Source organism: Ruegeria sp. A4, assembly GCF_056543025.1.
In genome coordinates this window covers 1-15,068 of record NZ_JBQGAW010000007.1, presented here as the reverse complement: position 1 = coordinate 15,068, position 15,068 = coordinate 1, and the positions used below count along the sequence as shown (strand labels likewise).

The window sequence follows — 15,068 nt, the reverse complement described above, 5'->3', positions numbered from 1 at the left end:
CACTGGCTGACCGAAGATTGAAATATTGCAACGCAACTCCGGGGGGACACAGTTGTGACCATAGATCAAATTTCCAAATCCAGACCTTACACCCCAAGCGACGCAGACTGGAAGATGATATATGATGTTCTTCCGGGCAAGGCTCAGATCGCCGACCCAGCCGTCATCAACCCACAATTCGAATGTATCGAGGTGACCGGAGACGCGGTTCTGCCTGCGAACGGCATGTATATCGTGCTGCGTGGCGTGGTTCAGTTGCGCCAGAACGGGAAACCATTGGCCAGCGCGGATGTCGGTGATTACTTCTATGAAGAACACCTTCAGATCTCGGATATCCCTGTCAGCCTTGAAGCGCTTGCGCTGGATGGAACCCGGTTGGCGTATTTATCCAGCCAGAACTGGCTTCAGATACCAGAGAGCGTCCGGCAACCCTGTTTTGCAACGATGTTTGGTGATCTGGTCAGCGTTCAGTTGCAGAATTTTCAGCAGCCGATCAATTGTTGCAGTGTCACTGCGGCCGCTCTCAGCATGTCGGCGCTGGGGTTCAGCTGCGAAGTGAATGACATCTTCCGCGAATGCGCATTGCCCTCGTCCTTTGTCGTGAACGACGGAATCTCGCTGGGCGAGCTTTTTGACGTCGCCTGCACCTACATTCACACGCAGGGGCTGCGCGAGAGGGTTCAGGTTCAGGCCTATTTCATGGACGCAGACACAACCAGTGTGCCGCTGCTGCTTGAGGCGATCGACGAATCCAACCGGCTGGGCGGTGACAACGACATTCTGGTGGCGAATTTCCAGGTCGGTCTGGCCCATGGCAAACAGAACATGCCCGGCGGCCATTTTGCCGTCATCGCCAAGTGCAATCCAAGCACGGGGCTGGTGCATATGATGGATGTGCATCCTGAGAAATACGGCAAGCTTTGGGTGACAACCGTCGAACGGTTGTGGCAAGCCATGTCGGATCGTGACGGAACCTCGATGCGGTCCCGCGGCCTTTTGCGGTTTTCGGCACGGGCCGCCGTCAAGACGCACCTGAAGACCTTCAAGCAGCGGTGCAATTACGTCGACAGCACACGTTACCTGGCGAAAGATCCCAAGAAACGCCGCAACCTGTTCCGCCGGGCAACGCCCAACATGAACTCGATCGGCGTTTTGGTGGAAAGCCTGGCCATTCACGGCGACTACAGGGTGGACGAGGACGAGTTGCTGCGGGCGGCCCAGGTGTCGTTCACGGATACTGTCCGCCGGGTCGCCACCGCCAAAGACATGCATGACATGGTCGAAAAGTATATCAGACAATCCGAGAACCTGCATCTGAGCAGTTCGTTCCAGAGCTTTGAGACCCGCGACGACAAATCAATCCAAACCCCCGAAGACTGGTTCAAGGCGCAGTTGAAAAGCCTGACCCCCGACAGCAATCGCCACCTGATGATCAACATCGACTTCAATCGCGTCACCGGGATCGAGGCGATCCGCCCGCCGGACAACGTGTTCCGGGAAACTGCGTTGCTCGAAGAGTTCTGGTGCCTGTGCATAGACTATGACGAGGATGAAGACGTTGTGACCATAGTCGATATGAGTCCGGCAACCTCGCAGGTCTGGCAAGCGCCGCGGGGCAACATTTTCCGTGGTCTGCGGGATCTCGAAGACCCTGCATTGTTGGTGATCGAAGAGGTCGAGCCGCCCGAGAACCCAAGCGATGTTGCCAGCATCATCAAGCACAATACGATGGTTCTGTTCTACGAGGACGAGGACCCGTGGTCCTATATGCTGCGCAGCATTCTTTCGAATATCGGGGCAACGACCGTCAAGCAGATCGACGTGGGCGGGCGCGATCCCAATATGATCAGGATGCGGAGGCAACTGGTGACGCTGGGGGAAAGACCGGACGTGCCGTATTTGTTTTTCAAAGGGAAATGCATCAGCAAAAGTGAAAAGCTGGAAGACATCGTAGACATGATCCAGGCCGGTGAATTGCAGGCCAGGATGCGCAAGGAAGGGCTGCCGGTATCCGAACTGAATGAAACCCCAAGCCTTGAGAAGAACCCATTCGGCTACCCCAAGGGGGTGATGAATCAAGTGAACGCCGGAAAGCGAAACGTATTGCTCTGCGCCTGCGGGTCGTCGGCGGCGGACAAGATCCCCGAGCTTGTCGAACGTATTGTCGACGCGGGGCATAACGTGAAACTGATCCCGTCTGTTTCGGCCGAGAAATTCTTTCGGGATTTCGGCGCCGAACGGATCGACGCCAAGATCACCCACAATGACTATTACCGCGACGATGACGAGTGGAATTTTCGCTATTTGAATTTCGACATGCCGGTGCGCGCCTCGCATCTGGCACTGTGTGACTGGGCAGATTGCGTCATCGTGGCCCCCATCACCTGCAACACGATGGGTAAAGTTGCCAATGGCATCGCCGACAATCTTTTGACCTCGGTCTTCGTGGCTTGGCAATACCAGAAGAAACCTGTGATCCTCTGCCCCGCGTGCAATACGAATATGTGGAACAATATCACCACGCAGAACAACGTCGACAAGCTCAAGACGCTTGGGGTCGATTTCGTCGGACCGCGCGAAGGTCGCCTGTCGAACGGCCGGATGGGCATCGGCATGATGGCAACGCCGGACCAGATCATGGAAGCTTTGGCGGATGCGTTCGAGGAATTGGACGACCAGAAGTATCGCGTCTGCAAATGGGCGCGCGAGGCCGCTGCCGCCGATGACATCAACGAATGGAAGCGCGTGTTCCGTGCCATCGACGAAGGGGTCGTGGGCGTCAACATCGTGGACGAGGCCCATGGAGATTCACTGTTGCACTATGCAGCGGGCGGTGAAGGCGAACTGGGCGAAAGCGGCCATGATCTGGGCAAGCCGGATTATGAGGCCGCCCAGGACCTGATCGACAGGGATATCGACGTCAACATTGTCAACGATCACGGGTTCACCGCATTGCATGTGGCGGTGATGAACAAGGCACCGAAGATGGTGGAAATCCTGCTGCGGGCTGAAGACATGGATGCGACCCCGTGCATCGAATTCGTTCAGGGCATGCAGATCGAACCGGAAATCCGTTCCATGCTGGACGCCTGGGCGCAAGATCACAACCTGAAGATGGCAGACCCTGAACAGGGGCGTGACGAAAGCTTCGTGGCCGTCAAAGAACCCTCCTACCTGTATTTCACCTATGGATCACTGAAGCAGGGGTTCCCCAATCATGACGCACACAGCGCGGTCCTGAATGAATTCGTGGGAACGGCGCGCACCCGGCAGCCAATGCCCCTGATCATCCCGAAGGAACCATTCTGCGACAATCCCAACTGTGGGTATCTGCATCGCATGGCAACCCTTGTGGATCAGCAGGGGATGGGCAAGCAAGTGGGTGGAGAGGTCTACCGTGTCACCGAATCCGGTCTCCGCGAACTGGACAGGCTGGAAGGGTATCACGGCCCCGGCTCACCCGAGAATGTCTATGTGCGCAAGAAAATCAACGTCGTCATCGACGGGGCGATGAAACCCGCATATGCCTATGTGATCGCGGATCCGGAAAAATACCTGAAAAGCTGGCGCGAGGGTACATCCGAAGTGGTGAGCGACTACACGCTGGATATGGCGCAAGGCGAACCCAAACCCGGGTTTGAACCGGTGGCCTAACACTCCCGCGTGCTGATCGATGGCGGTTCCAAGCTGTCCTTGATGCTGAGGTTATAGGCCGTGATCGCCACCATGCACAGCAGCACGAAGGGCCAGAAACTGGCCTTTGGAATCAGGTTGTCCCGATAATGGATGATCCGCAGCGACGGCACCGCCTCTGACGCGAAAAGGTACGTGTTGATCGAAACTGCCAACAGCATGAAGTACATAAGGAAAAAGAACGACTCCATGTAGATCACGGGCGATCCGGCGAATCCTTCGCGCAGTTGCACATGGGCCAGCAGGATCACGAAGAACAGAACCGAACAGGTGCCGATCACGCTGGACGTGCTGAAGTCATGCCGCGCTACCAGCCCCTCGCGGCGCGTGACGGTCATGACCGCACCGAACAGCAGCATCACCACGACCAGCAACGGGATCATGTGAACGATGAACGCGTTTGCAAAATTGCGTTTGATGACGAAGTTGTAATGCAACTCGGGCGTGTTGGTCTGGTAAGCGTTCTGCCGGATGCCCAGCGTCGTATCCAGTTTCGACAGCTTGTAGTCGAAATAGGTGTTTTCTCGCTCCCACGTGCCCATCACGATCCGGTTGTCGATCCCGAAAATGTCATCCGGTCCGGTCGCCGGATAAGCCTCGAAGTCAGGAACCAGCGCGATATTGACCTCGAAAGAAGCGGGCGAGAACCTCACCCAAACCGTTTTATGATCGAAGGGATAGCTGGTGTAGTCGAAGCTCTGGCGCAGGGTTTGTTCAAAATACCAACCAATCAAGACGCCGTCGGGTTGTGACAAGCGGTATGCCTCTTCAACTAGGCCGCTTGCCGTATCGACCGCTTCGGGCAGAAGAAATCCAACCTCACCTTCGGCGGGAAGGATCGCATCATGTTCCTTTTCCTTGTAGTGCTGCCAGATATAGCCGGTAAGCCGCACGTCACTGGCGCCCAGAAAGCTGAACGACTTTATGAAAATCCCCGTTCTCAAACGATAGTCCGGCGCCACGTCCATTCTGCACAGATACGCATCTACCGAAGCCTGATCGGGCAGCTGCGTCAGGTCTTCCTCGAAATGGTTCAGTTCGATCCAAAGCTTGAGCAACAAGGCGGCCAACCCAAAGGTCAGCAGGCCAGAGATAAGCCAAACCTTTTTTTCGACGCTCATTCAGCCTCCTGCCTTGCCGCCTAACCGGTCAGAAAATCCGCGCGGCCCAGCAAGGATTGGGTAATGCCCATCGCGGCAAAATGTTCGGTCATACCGGCAAAACCGCTATGCTCTGACGGTGGAATATTCTGCCTTCCGCTCTCGGCCAACAACCGTGTTTGACGAATGGACAAGTCAACCATCGGCAACGGCTCGTTCCTGGTGAACGCGGCAAGGCCTTCCGCATATTCAAGTGCGGCATCCCAATCACCACGCGCCAGCATGACGGCGCTGGCATCGGGGAAAAAGTGCAGATGGCTGTGGCCGACACATCCCTCGGCGATGATCTCGGAACCCAGTTTCAAAAGGCGCGTTTGCTCATCCGGGTCCGTTTCGGCCATCGCCAGGGCTGAAAGGGCCTTGGGTCCAACAAAGTTGCGGCCATGTTCAAGCGCAATTTCGACCGCTCGCAGACCGGTTTCACGTGCGCGCCCGACCTGGCCGGCATAAATCTGCGTTCTGGCCAGATGTTCCAACGCCTGCGCTTCAAGGCGTTTTGCGCCCACGCGCTCTGCGATTTCGGCAGAAACCCCAAAGGCTTCCAGCGCACGGTCGAGGCTGCCCAGAAAGGTCTCGGCCACACCAAGGCATGTTTGCGCGACACATTCCGGAACGAAGGCGAAATAGGTCTGCGAGATTTCAATCGCCTCATTGGCATCTGCTCGGCCCTGCCCGACATCCCCAGCATAGCTGCGCGCCACGCTGAGATTGTGCAGATTGGCCGCAAGGTCCCGAACCAGCCCTTTTTCGCGCGCCCTTTCCGCAGCTTGGGTATAGAACCCCGCCGCCGTCTTCATCGAGGCTTTCATGAAATTGGCGTCGCCAAATCCACTCAGCGCCCCAACCTCAAGGCGCGGGGATTCCAGCTTGCGGGCAAGCAAGAGCGCCCGCTCGTTGGCCTTCAGCGCTTCTTTGTTCCGGCCCAGCGGGAAATAGACGTTGCCGCGCACATAGCTTATCTGGGCCTCATCTTCCTCGGACCCGCAGCGCTGTGCTGCGGCCTCGGCCGTGTCGAGCGCTTCCAGCGCGTCCTGATACAGGCTTGCTTGCCGCGCCGCCTGCGCAAGCCCGATATGGGCCCGGGCGATTTGCTCGTCTGTTTCAGCCAAACGGGCGGCGTCTTTGAACTCGTCCAAAGCTTCGTTTGACAACCCCTGCAACCGATGGGTTTCGCCCCGCGCGCACAGCAGGTCAAATCGGACACCCGCCGGGGACGGCAATTCCAAAGCACGCTCGATCAGCGGGCTGGCATCGTCGAACCGGAAGGCTTGTATCAATTTGTCGGCTGCTTCCAGATAGGCTTGTGCCGCGTTATTGGCCCCGGCCCGGTCCAGATGCTGGGCGCGCAAGGTTGCATCCTTGTCTTCGAACCACTGAGCCGCCTGTCGGTGCAGACGGGCACGTTCGGATTTGACCAATGTTGCATAGGACCCGTCCCGGATCAGCGCGTGGGTAAACATGAAATCGGGCCCTGCCTCTCGGATCAACGCCGAGCGGATCAGGTTGCTTGTATCCAGATGCCCTTCGCCCAGAATGAAATTCAGAACTTCGGGCGAGAAGCGTTGACCCAGAACCGATGCGGCCTGAATGGCGGTTCGGCTGGCGCGATCCAGCGCATCCAATCGCGACTGAACGATACCCTGAATACTGCCTGGCACAGTCTCCTGTTTGAGCACATCCGTGTTTCGCAACAGCTGTTCCAGAAACAACGGATTTCCACCGGCGCGCTGGACGCAGGTTTCCAGCAAGTCGCGATCGATGGCCCGGAACTCTTCGACCAGTTGCCTGACGTGCTCTTCTCCCATCGGTGCCAGTTCCAGTTTTGACACCAGCGCGCCATCCGTGGCCATCTGCCACTCTCTGTCGATCGGATCGCCCTCGGCCCGGCTGGTCATCATCAACACACAAGGCGTGTTCCGCGTCACCGCGGCGATATGAGAACACGCCGCCAGGATGTCGGGCGTCGCCCAGTGGATGTCTTCAATCTGAATAAGCAAGGGCGATTCCCGACTGCTGGCGGAAAGCAGCTCCTCCAGCACCTGCCGCCGCCCCCGCAGACGGGTTTTGTTGTCCATCACCGCATAGACCTCGGCCAGGCCCGGATCCTGCTCGAGTTCAAGCAGAGCATTGAGATGCGCAGCATTGGAAGGGCTGACCCAGCCTTTGGCAATGGCCTCTTTAGCAACGGCCGCCCCGGTTTCCGCCCCTTCCGACGCTTCAAGCCCCAGAATGCTGCGTGCAACGGTCTGAATGGCTGAATGACCTTCGCGCGCGCCGAAATCCATCACAACGCCGTTGTGGATGGTGTAGGACAGGCTTGTCGCCAGTTCCGCCACTTGCTCGGACAGATGGGTTTTTCCAATTCCGGGTTCGCCCAGAACGATATGCACTTCACCTTTTCCATGGCGTTGGCATCGGTCGAATGTGGCCGAGAAAATCGACATCTCGCGCTCGCGCCCGATGAATTTGTGCCGTCTCGTCCGAATGTTCCTGGCCAGCCGGTCCAGACGCCAGACCTCAACCGGCTCGTTCAACCCCTTGATCGCCTTGACCCCGATGGATTCGCCCACGAACAACGGGCCCAGCGCGCGTTGAATGTCATGTGAGACCAGAGTCTCGCCGCCCCCTGAGATATCTGTCAGCCGAGACGCCAGATTCACCCCATCCCCTGTCACTGTATACTCCGTGTGCGACTGGCTGCCTGTCGTACTGGCGATGACCTGACCCGAAGAGATACCGATATGACAGGACAGTGGCGGTGATAACGTTGGAAGAACCGCGTGGATTTCTGCTGCGGCTCGTGCTGCCCTTTCCGTGTCATTGGTATGTGAGATCGGCGCTCCGAAAACGGCCATGACCGCATCACCGATATGCTTGTCGATGCGTCCGCCGTATTTTTCGACCACATTGTCCACTTTGCTGAAGAACTGGTTGAGCAGCGCGTGCAGATCCTCGGCATCCAGCTTGCTGGACATTTTCGTGAACCCGGTCAGGTCCGCAAACATCACCGTGACCTGCCGCCGCGCAGGTTCGTGCGGCGCTGCGGTTTCAGGCTCTGCGGCGATCTGCGAGGAATCAAGTTGCTCGATGGCACGCAAAAGCCGCCGACGATCGCCGACAGCGGTCACACCGATTTCGATCAGATCCTCGGCCGTCAAGTCAGGCAGAATGGAAAAGTCGATCTTGTTATCAATGAAGGCCTGCGCGTACTCGTTTAATCCATTTGCGCTCAACCAGCCCCTCAGGTCTTGAGACATATCGCCCCTCTGAAGTCCCCCACTTCAAACGAGAACCTAGCATGGCAGCGGGCGTGAGTCTGCAAAAACCAAATTAATTTGTGATTTTGAGCAGGGTTAATCCCCTTTTGATGCATTCACAGGCTTGAATTTCCAAATCCACTCGACAGGACAAATGAACGGCAGGCCTCCGAGATTTCTCGGAATCGCGACCTTTCCCGAACGTATAGATACACCTCGCGCCTGTCCGGCAAATCCGAAATCGGACGAAAGGCGACTGCGTCCGGAATGAATTGCGCGACGGTCTGCGGCAGGACCGTGATCCATTGGCCTGCCCTGACCGTCGTGATCAGGGAATGCGTGTTGTGAATGGTAACCTCGGCCCCGTCCAGAATCTCTCGGAAATGCGCGGACTCGATAAAGTCACACAGGGCGTTTCGAACGAAAGGCTCAGCCACCAGATCCGAAATGGCTGGCGGTTCTGCCCGTGTCATCAGCGGATGATCGGATGCTGCAACCAAACCAAAGCGGTCCTGAAACAGCGGCTCTGCACTGACCCCATTCAGCGGAAAGTGGCCTGACGCTATCCCGATATCAGACGTGTCGCCGGCAACCGCATCCAGAACCTGCTGCGAATCTCCGTCGCGCAGCTCGATCTTCAGGCCGGGAAAGCGAGACGTCATATGATCCAGCAGGTCAGGAAACACCAACGCCCCCACGGACGGCACGGATACGATACGGATCAGCCCATGCTCGGCCTGTGCCGCCAGTTCAATATTCTGAACAGCCTGATCGAAATCCCGCACCTGTTTGAGCGCAAGCTCGAGAACTTGCTGACCCAGCGGTGAAAGGTGGTTTTTCCGTTCGCCTTCAAACAGTTTCTTGCCAAGATGCTCTTCGAATTGTTTCAACATCATTGAGACCGCGGATTGCGTGCGGCCCAAACGGCTGGCTGCCTCGGCAAGGTTTCCGGTTTGGGCCACAGTGCAAAAGCACCGCAGCATTTCTATTTTCACGGCCATGCTTCAATCTTTCTGAAGTTTTCTAAAGTTATTTGAGTTTGACTGATGTCGCCGGCAAGTTCCATTCTTTCGCAAACTGAAATTTGCGAATTTGGGGCCTGACGTGACCAAACTGAATCTGATTGCCGGCGAATGGCTGGCCGGCGAAAGCGAAATCGAAAACCGCAACCCATCGGATCTGAGCGATCTGGTCGGCATATTCGCGCAGGCCAGTGCTGATCAGCTTGAGACGACGCTGGATCAGGCGCGCGCGGCCCAGGTGGAATGGGCGGCTTATGGGTTGGAGCGCAAGCAGGCCGTGCTGAACGCCATCGGCAACGAACTGATGGCCCGCGCCGAGGAGCTCGGCACTCTGCTCAGCCGTGAAGAAGGAAAACCGCTGGCCGAGGGCAAGGGCGAGGTTTACCGCGCAGGTCAGTTCTTCACCTACTATGCGGCCGAATGTCTGCGACAGATCGGAGAAAACGCCGATTCCGTGCGCCCGGACATCGAGGTTGACGTGCGCCGCGAGGCTGTTGGCGTGGTTGCCATCATCAGCCCGTGGAACTTCCCCACCGCAACGGCTTCGTGGAAGATCGCCCCGGCGCTTTGCTATGGCAACGCGGTTGTTTGGAAACCCGCCAACATCACCCCTGCCTCGGCCGTGGCCCTGACCGAAATCATCGCGCGGCAAGACATCCCCAAGGGTCTGTTCAGCCTGGTGATGGGCTCGGGCCGTTCCATCGGTCAGCGTCTGGTGGAAAGCCCCAAGGTCAATGCGATTTCATTCACCGGATCGGTTCCCGTGGGTAAAGGCATTGCTGCTGCGGCCATCCAGAACCTGACCAAGGTGCAGATGGAAATGGGGTCCAAAAACGCGCTGGCCGTGATGGACGATGCCGATCTGGATCTGGCGGTGACGCTGGCGCTGGGCGGGGCATTCGGCGGCACCGGTCAGAAGTGCACGGCTTCGTCGCGTCTGGTCGTCCACGCCGGTATCCATGATGCCTTCGTCGAAAAGCTTGTGGCCGGTGCGCAGGCCATCAAGGTCGGCCACGCGCTGGAGGACGGGGTTCAGATGGGTCCGGTCGTCAGCCAGCAGCAGTTGAATGAAAACCTTGCGTATGTCGAACTGGGCAAAACCGAAGGCGCCGAGCTGGCCTGTGGCGGTCAGCGGCTAGAGATGCCCCATGACGGGTTCTACATGTCGCCGGGCGTGTTCCTGAACACCACAAACGACATGCGCATCAACCGCGAAGAAATGTTCGCACCGCTGACCAGTGTCATCAAGGTCGGCAGCTATGACGAGGCGCTGAGCGTTGTGAACGACACCAATTTCGGCCTGACCTCGGGCATCGTGACCAAATCGCTGGCCCGCGCCACCCATTTCCGCCGCAACGCGCGCACCGGCGTGGTAACGGTGAACCTGCCCACCGCGGGCACCGATTACCACGTGCCTTTCGGTGGCCGCGGCGACAGCTCGTACGGACCCCGCGAACAGGGAAAGGCGGCGGCTGAATTCTACACGACCGTCAAAACCGCCTATATCAGCGCAGGCCCTGTCTGATGCGGATTGATGGCCTGCAATATGCCAACTGGTCGGAAAAGATCTTCCGCCAGTTGCGCGAAGGGGGCGTGGACGCGATCCACGTCACCATCGCATATCATGAAAATTTCCGCGAAACGGTACTGAATTTCGAGAAATGGAACCGCTGGTTCGAGCAATACCCGGATCTGATCATGAAAGGCCAGTGGGCCAGCGATATCGACACGGCCCGTAAAACGGACCGAACCGCCGTGTTTTTCGGGTTTCAGAACCCGTCGCCCATTGAAGACGATATAGGGCTGGTCGAAATCCTGCACGATCTGGGCGCGCGGTTCATGCAACTGACCTACAACAACCAATCCCTGCTGGCGACCGGTTGCTACGAGGCTGAAGACACCGGCATCACCCGCATGGGCAAGCAGGTCATCAAAGAGATGAACCGTGTGGGCCTTGTGGTCGACATGAGCCATTCGGCGGACCGCTCCACGATCGAGGCGGCTGAAATCTCGGACCGGCCCATCGCGATTACACACGCCAATCCGCACGAATGGTCCCCGGCCCTGCGCAACAAGCGGGATGACGTCATCCGCGCGGTAACGGAAAAAGGTGGGATGCTGGGCTTTTCGGTCTACCCTCACCACCTGAAGGACAAGTCCGATTGCACGCTGGAGAGCTTCTGCGAAATGATCGCCCGCACCGCCGACAGATACGGGGCCGAACATCTGGGGATCGGCACCGACCTGTGTCAGGATCAGCCCGACAGCGTCGTGGAATGGATGCGTGTGGGGCGTTGGACAAAAGAGATCGACTATGGCGAAGGCTCGGCCTCGGCTCCGGGATTCCCACCGATGCCGGGTTGGTTTCAGGACAACCGAGGTTTTGGCAACATCGAGAAAGGGTTACGCGCGACCGGCCTGAACGATGACGAAGTGGCCGGGATCATGGGTAGGAACTGGTATCGGTTCTTTGCCGAGAACTTCGTCCCACAAAGGTAACCAAATGGAACCACACGCGCAGACAGAGATCGCCAGACGTGACCCATCCACGGTCATGCGGCTGTCACGTTTGGGATCGTTGCACCAATGTCGGCTCAGCTTTATGCGGCAGCTGACGCGTCGCATGGCCGAAGAAAACTGGAGCTTTTCGCGCCCCGCGTTCGAAATTGACAACAAGGGTGTGGGCCATGCGGTCTATACCGCGCAAGGCCCCGATCGGGCCTATTCGCTGGTCGCCTTTGCCCATGACCTGCCACCCGATCAACGATCGGACCGGGTGATTGCCGAGGCTTGGGATGCCACCTTTACCTTGTTTGACGGCATTCCAACGGCGGACGATATCGACCGTCTGTCGCAGAATGTTCCGTTGCAAGAAGCCGGACGCGTCAGCGAAGCCGAACTGTCCCTGTCGCGGGCGAACCGTTCTGTGCGGCTTTGGGCTCATGTGGTGGATCAGCTTGCTGCGGGACGGCAACCCGACCTCGAACAGATATACAAGGTCGGCTATCTGATGCGGACCACGGCCGTTTATGGTTCGGGCAAATTCGGCGCGGCGGACCGCGAAAAGACAGCCGGCCGGTCCGAAGTCAGCGGTCCGTTCCAGATCGAGATGCTGTCAGTCTATCTGACCCGCGCCTTTGTGCGCGATCTGGTACAGCACATGGCATGGGTCAAAGGCCGAGACCAGACCGCAGAGCTTGATCCGGACATCGCGCGCTGGCTGGGTATCGGGAATTCGACCGGCCTGGGTATGGCACCGTTCATCGTCAATCACCCGGTACTGTTCAACAACTGGATCATGGTGCGCGAGGAGGCGATCTCGCGCGTTCGGTCCATTGATGTGGCTTCGGCGGATGAGGCACGTGTCTTTCGCGATGTCTTTGCACGCTGCAAACAGTCAATCGCCTGGTGGCGATCTGAACACCCGGTGCAGATGGAAAAGCTGGCGGCGCTGGATTCGGATCTGCAAGAAATCGAAAAATACCTGGCCAAGGATGATCTGACACAGGATCACCCCTGGAACCGTCTGATCCTTTGGTCCGAAACCGCGCTGACCGAAGAAGGTCAGGAGCTGCTGGCCTCTTTGATCCTTGAACCTTACGGCGCGCTTGTTGACGGGCTTGCGAGCTGCATGGCAGACACCAACGCCTCTGCACAGGTGATTGATGGGACAATGCCGGTATCAGCGGTGCGTGCGTTGATCCGGAACAGCTTTGATTGGGCTTTGAACCTTGATTGGGCCGCCGCCGAAAACTGCGCGCGGGCCTGGTACGTGTCCGAAGAAAAGCTGGAACCCCGGCTGGGGGAGCGGTTCGAAGAGCCGATCTCGGATTATGAACAACCTCTTGCACCGGCGCGGGATGCAACCCTGGCTTTCGAAGCGTTGCAGAACTGGCCTGATGACGCTCCAATAGCAGAGTTTCTGTTGCGCCATCCGGAACACCGCCACAGCGTGCGCCGCGCGCAAATCAGCCGTATCGCTCCCTACGGTGAAATTCGAGACAACACGATCAGCGCGCAGGTGATGCCCATTGATATGCTGCGCGCCAAACTGTCCTTCTTTGGGGCGACGCATTTCGACCCACGTTCGGATCGGTGGGTGCGTATCTGCATGTATGCGGGCGCGCCCTACCCGGAAGAGCTGAACACCGCGAACGCCGATCTTTGGGTTTATCCGGAGGTTGCGCAATGACCTTCTCGTTGAACGAAGTGGAAGCCACCGCCAAACGCGCAACCCGTGGGGCGGGATATGCCTGGGGTGTGGCGGAAGAAGCCGCGAAAGCAACCCGATGGCTGTGCGTCCAGGGGTTTGACGGGCCTGCGATCCTGGCCCAGTTGCTTGAGCAGGAATTTGCGCCGCAACTGGAACATCACATCCCAGAGGCCAGGGACGGCATGTGGACCGGCGCCCGGGATCTGTGTCCCCTTATGACCGGATCGGCATTATCCGATTTCCCGAACGCCCTGTCGCAGGGCAAAGTTCTGATTTCCAGTGTTGCCGCACCTCTTCTGTTGCTGCCCTTTGTCGCCACCATGGCGAAAAAGCTGAAATCGACTTTGGAAATCACATTGGACGGGGTTTCAGCGACCACTGATGGTGTTCATCTCAGCTGTGGCGATTTCGGAATGGAGAGGGCAAACCGGGTCGGGATAACCGAAACCGGCCGCATCAGGCCCACCCGTTCCTTGCACAGCCGCGCTGACCCGGATCCGGGGGCGTGGCAATTCCTCAACACTGTGGCGCATCGCACCTATGCCCCCGCAACCGAAGAATCCCGGCTGCTTGGCGCTGGTTCAGGCTTGTCAGACAACGATTGAAGGACCACCCGATGACCGAAACCAGAACCCTCTCGCTTGCCGAAATCGAAGAGCTGTCATTCAATGCGCTGGTTGCGGCCGGCACAAGCGAAGAAAACGCACGCCCTTTGGCTGTTGCCACAGCCGCGACCGAGGCAGACGGCGTGGCCAGCCATGGGCTGGCGTATATCCCGATCTATTGCGAGCATGTTCAATGCGGCAAGGTCGACGGTCAGGCAAAACCTGCCCTTGAAACCCCGCGTCCGGGCCTCATCCGCGTCGATGCCAAAACCGGGTTTGCACATTCGGCCATTGATCTGGGTTTCGAGGCGCTGATCCCTGCGGCACAGGAACAGGGCATCGCCGCATTGGCGATTACAAACAGCTACAATTGCGGTGTGCTGGGCTATCACACGTATCGGCTGGCCCAGGCAGGGCTGGTCGGATTGGGGTTCACCAATGCGCCAGCATCCATCGCACCTTCGGGCGGATCGAAACCTGTCGTCGGGACCAATCCGTTCTCGATCGCTGCACCGGGAACAGATGGTCAACCCGCACTGCTGATAGATCAGAGCGCCAGCACCATCGCCAAAAGCGAAGTGATGAAGCATGCAAGGGAAGGCAAGGCCATTCCCGTCGGATGGGCGCTGGACGCTGACGGCAACCCTACAACGGATCCTGACGTTGGACTGAAAGGCAGCATGGCCCCCTCGGGCGGCTACAAGGGCGTGGGTGTTGCTTTGCTGACCGAAGTCATGGCCGCAGCCCTTACCGGATCGACACTTGGGTTGAACGCATCGCCTTTTTCCGGAACGGCCGGTGGCCCCCCGAAAACGGGGCAGTTCTTCATTGCGATTGATCCCGTGGCGTCGTCCGCAGGTTTGTTTTCAAACGCCATGGCAACTCTGGTTGAGTCGATCAGATCTCAGGACGGCGCGCATCTGCCAGGTGATGGCCGCCGCAAGAGCCGGCTTTCGTCAAGCAAAGCGGGAGTTGCAGTGAACTCCGCAACCCTGTCAAAGATTGAAGCAATTTTGGGCTCAGGCTAGGTCAGGACCCATAACCAGTAAATTACGGTTGCCGCGAGTGCGATGGCTGATAGGAAGACCTTGGGACAACGGTCATAGCGTGTCGCCACG

9 protein-coding genes are annotated in these 15,068 nt (G+C 58.1%); 6 read left to right on the top strand and 3 right to left on the bottom strand.

Going from position 1 to position 15,068, the window contains the following annotated elements:
• Nucleotides 1-54: 54 nt before the first annotated feature.
• Nucleotides 55-3,654, top strand: a complete 3,600-nt coding sequence (locus ACR0E2_RS16475) for a flavoprotein (RefSeq protein ID WP_480447156.1) — start codon at nt 55-57, stop codon at nt 3,652-3,654.
• On the opposite strand, the gene ACR0E2_RS16470 is transcribed toward ACR0E2_RS16475, so the two are convergent.
• The 3 genes from ACR0E2_RS16470 to ACR0E2_RS16460 all read right to left on the bottom strand — a co-directional run bounded on the left by ACR0E2_RS16470 (nt 3,651) and on the right by ACR0E2_RS16460 (nt 9,111).
• Nucleotides 3,651-4,814 (bottom strand): hypothetical protein, encoded by a 1,164-nt coding sequence (locus ACR0E2_RS16470; protein WP_480447155.1) that lies wholly within the window; start codon nt 4,812-4,814, stop codon nt 3,651-3,653. The two genes, ACR0E2_RS16475 and ACR0E2_RS16470, sit on opposite strands and share 4 nt — an antisense overlap.
• A 20-nt stretch (nt 4,815-4,834) precedes the next feature.
• Nucleotides 4,835-8,110 carry an adenylate/guanylate cyclase domain-containing protein gene (locus ACR0E2_RS16465; RefSeq protein WP_480447154.1) on the bottom strand — a complete coding sequence of 1,092 codons (3,276 nt, stop codon included), beginning with the start codon at nt 8,108-8,110 and terminating at the stop codon, nt 4,835-4,837.
• A gap of 116 nt (nt 8,111-8,226) precedes the next feature.
• Entirely contained in the window at nt 8,227-9,111 is an 885-nt protein-coding gene (locus ACR0E2_RS16460) for a LysR family transcriptional regulator (RefSeq protein WP_480447153.1), read from the bottom strand.
• Nucleotides 9,112-9,214: 103 nt separating this feature from the next.
• Between ACR0E2_RS16460 and ACR0E2_RS16455 the strand changes: the two genes are divergently transcribed.
• From ACR0E2_RS16455 to ACR0E2_RS16435, 5 genes are read left to right on the top strand one after another with little or no spacing between them, the layout of a single operon-like run.
• Entirely contained in the window at nt 9,215-10,657 is a 1,443-nt protein-coding gene (locus ACR0E2_RS16455) for an aldehyde dehydrogenase family protein (protein ID WP_480447152.1), read from the top strand.
• Nucleotides 10,657-11,631, top strand: a complete 975-nt coding sequence (locus tag ACR0E2_RS16450) for a membrane dipeptidase (protein ID WP_480447151.1) — start codon at nt 10,657-10,659, stop codon at nt 11,629-11,631. The genes ACR0E2_RS16455 and ACR0E2_RS16450 overlap by 1 nt, the downstream gene beginning before the upstream one ends.
• A gap of 4 nt (nt 11,632-11,635) precedes the next feature.
• On the top strand, nt 11,636-13,324 hold the full coding sequence (locus ACR0E2_RS16445; RefSeq protein WP_480447150.1) for a hypothetical protein: 1,689 nt from the start codon (nt 11,636-11,638) through the stop codon (nt 13,322-13,324).
• Complete coding sequence (locus ACR0E2_RS16440) at nt 13,321-13,950, top strand: DUF3726 domain-containing protein (protein WP_480447149.1); 630 nt, start codon at nt 13,321-13,323, stop codon at nt 13,948-13,950. The genes ACR0E2_RS16445 and ACR0E2_RS16440 overlap by 4 nt, the downstream gene beginning before the upstream one ends.
• 11 nt (nt 13,951-13,961) lie before the next feature.
• On the top strand, nt 13,962-14,978 hold the full coding sequence (locus ACR0E2_RS16435) for an Ldh family oxidoreductase (RefSeq protein WP_152459696.1): 1,017 nt from the start codon (nt 13,962-13,964) through the stop codon (nt 14,976-14,978).
• Nucleotides 14,979-15,068: the final 90 nt, after the last annotated feature.

Bases quoted from the DNA above. Each gene is read 5' to 3' on its own strand.
- ACR0E2_RS16470 (WP_480447155.1), bottom strand. From the start codon at position 4,814: ATGAGCGTCGAAAAAAAGGTTTGGCTTATCTCTGGCCTGCTGACCTTT.
- ACR0E2_RS16465 (WP_480447154.1), bottom strand. From the start codon at position 8,110: ATGTCTCAAGACCTGAGGGGCTGGTTGAGCGCAAATGGATTAAACGAG.
- ACR0E2_RS16460 (WP_480447153.1), bottom strand. From the start codon at position 9,111: ATGGCCGTGAAAATAGAAATGCTGCGGTGCTTTTGCACTGTGGCCCAA.
- ACR0E2_RS16450 (WP_480447151.1), top strand. From the start codon at position 10,657: ATGCGGATTGATGGCCTGCAATATGCCAACTGGTCGGAAAAGATCTTC.
- ACR0E2_RS16445 (WP_480447150.1), top strand. From the start codon at position 11,636: ATGGAACCACACGCGCAGACAGAGATCGCCAGACGTGACCCATCCACG.
- ACR0E2_RS16440 (WP_480447149.1), top strand. From the start codon at position 13,321: ATGACCTTCTCGTTGAACGAAGTGGAAGCCACCGCCAAACGCGCAACC.
- ACR0E2_RS16435 (WP_152459696.1), top strand. From the start codon at position 13,962: ATGACCGAAACCAGAACCCTCTCGCTTGCCGAAATCGAAGAGCTGTCA.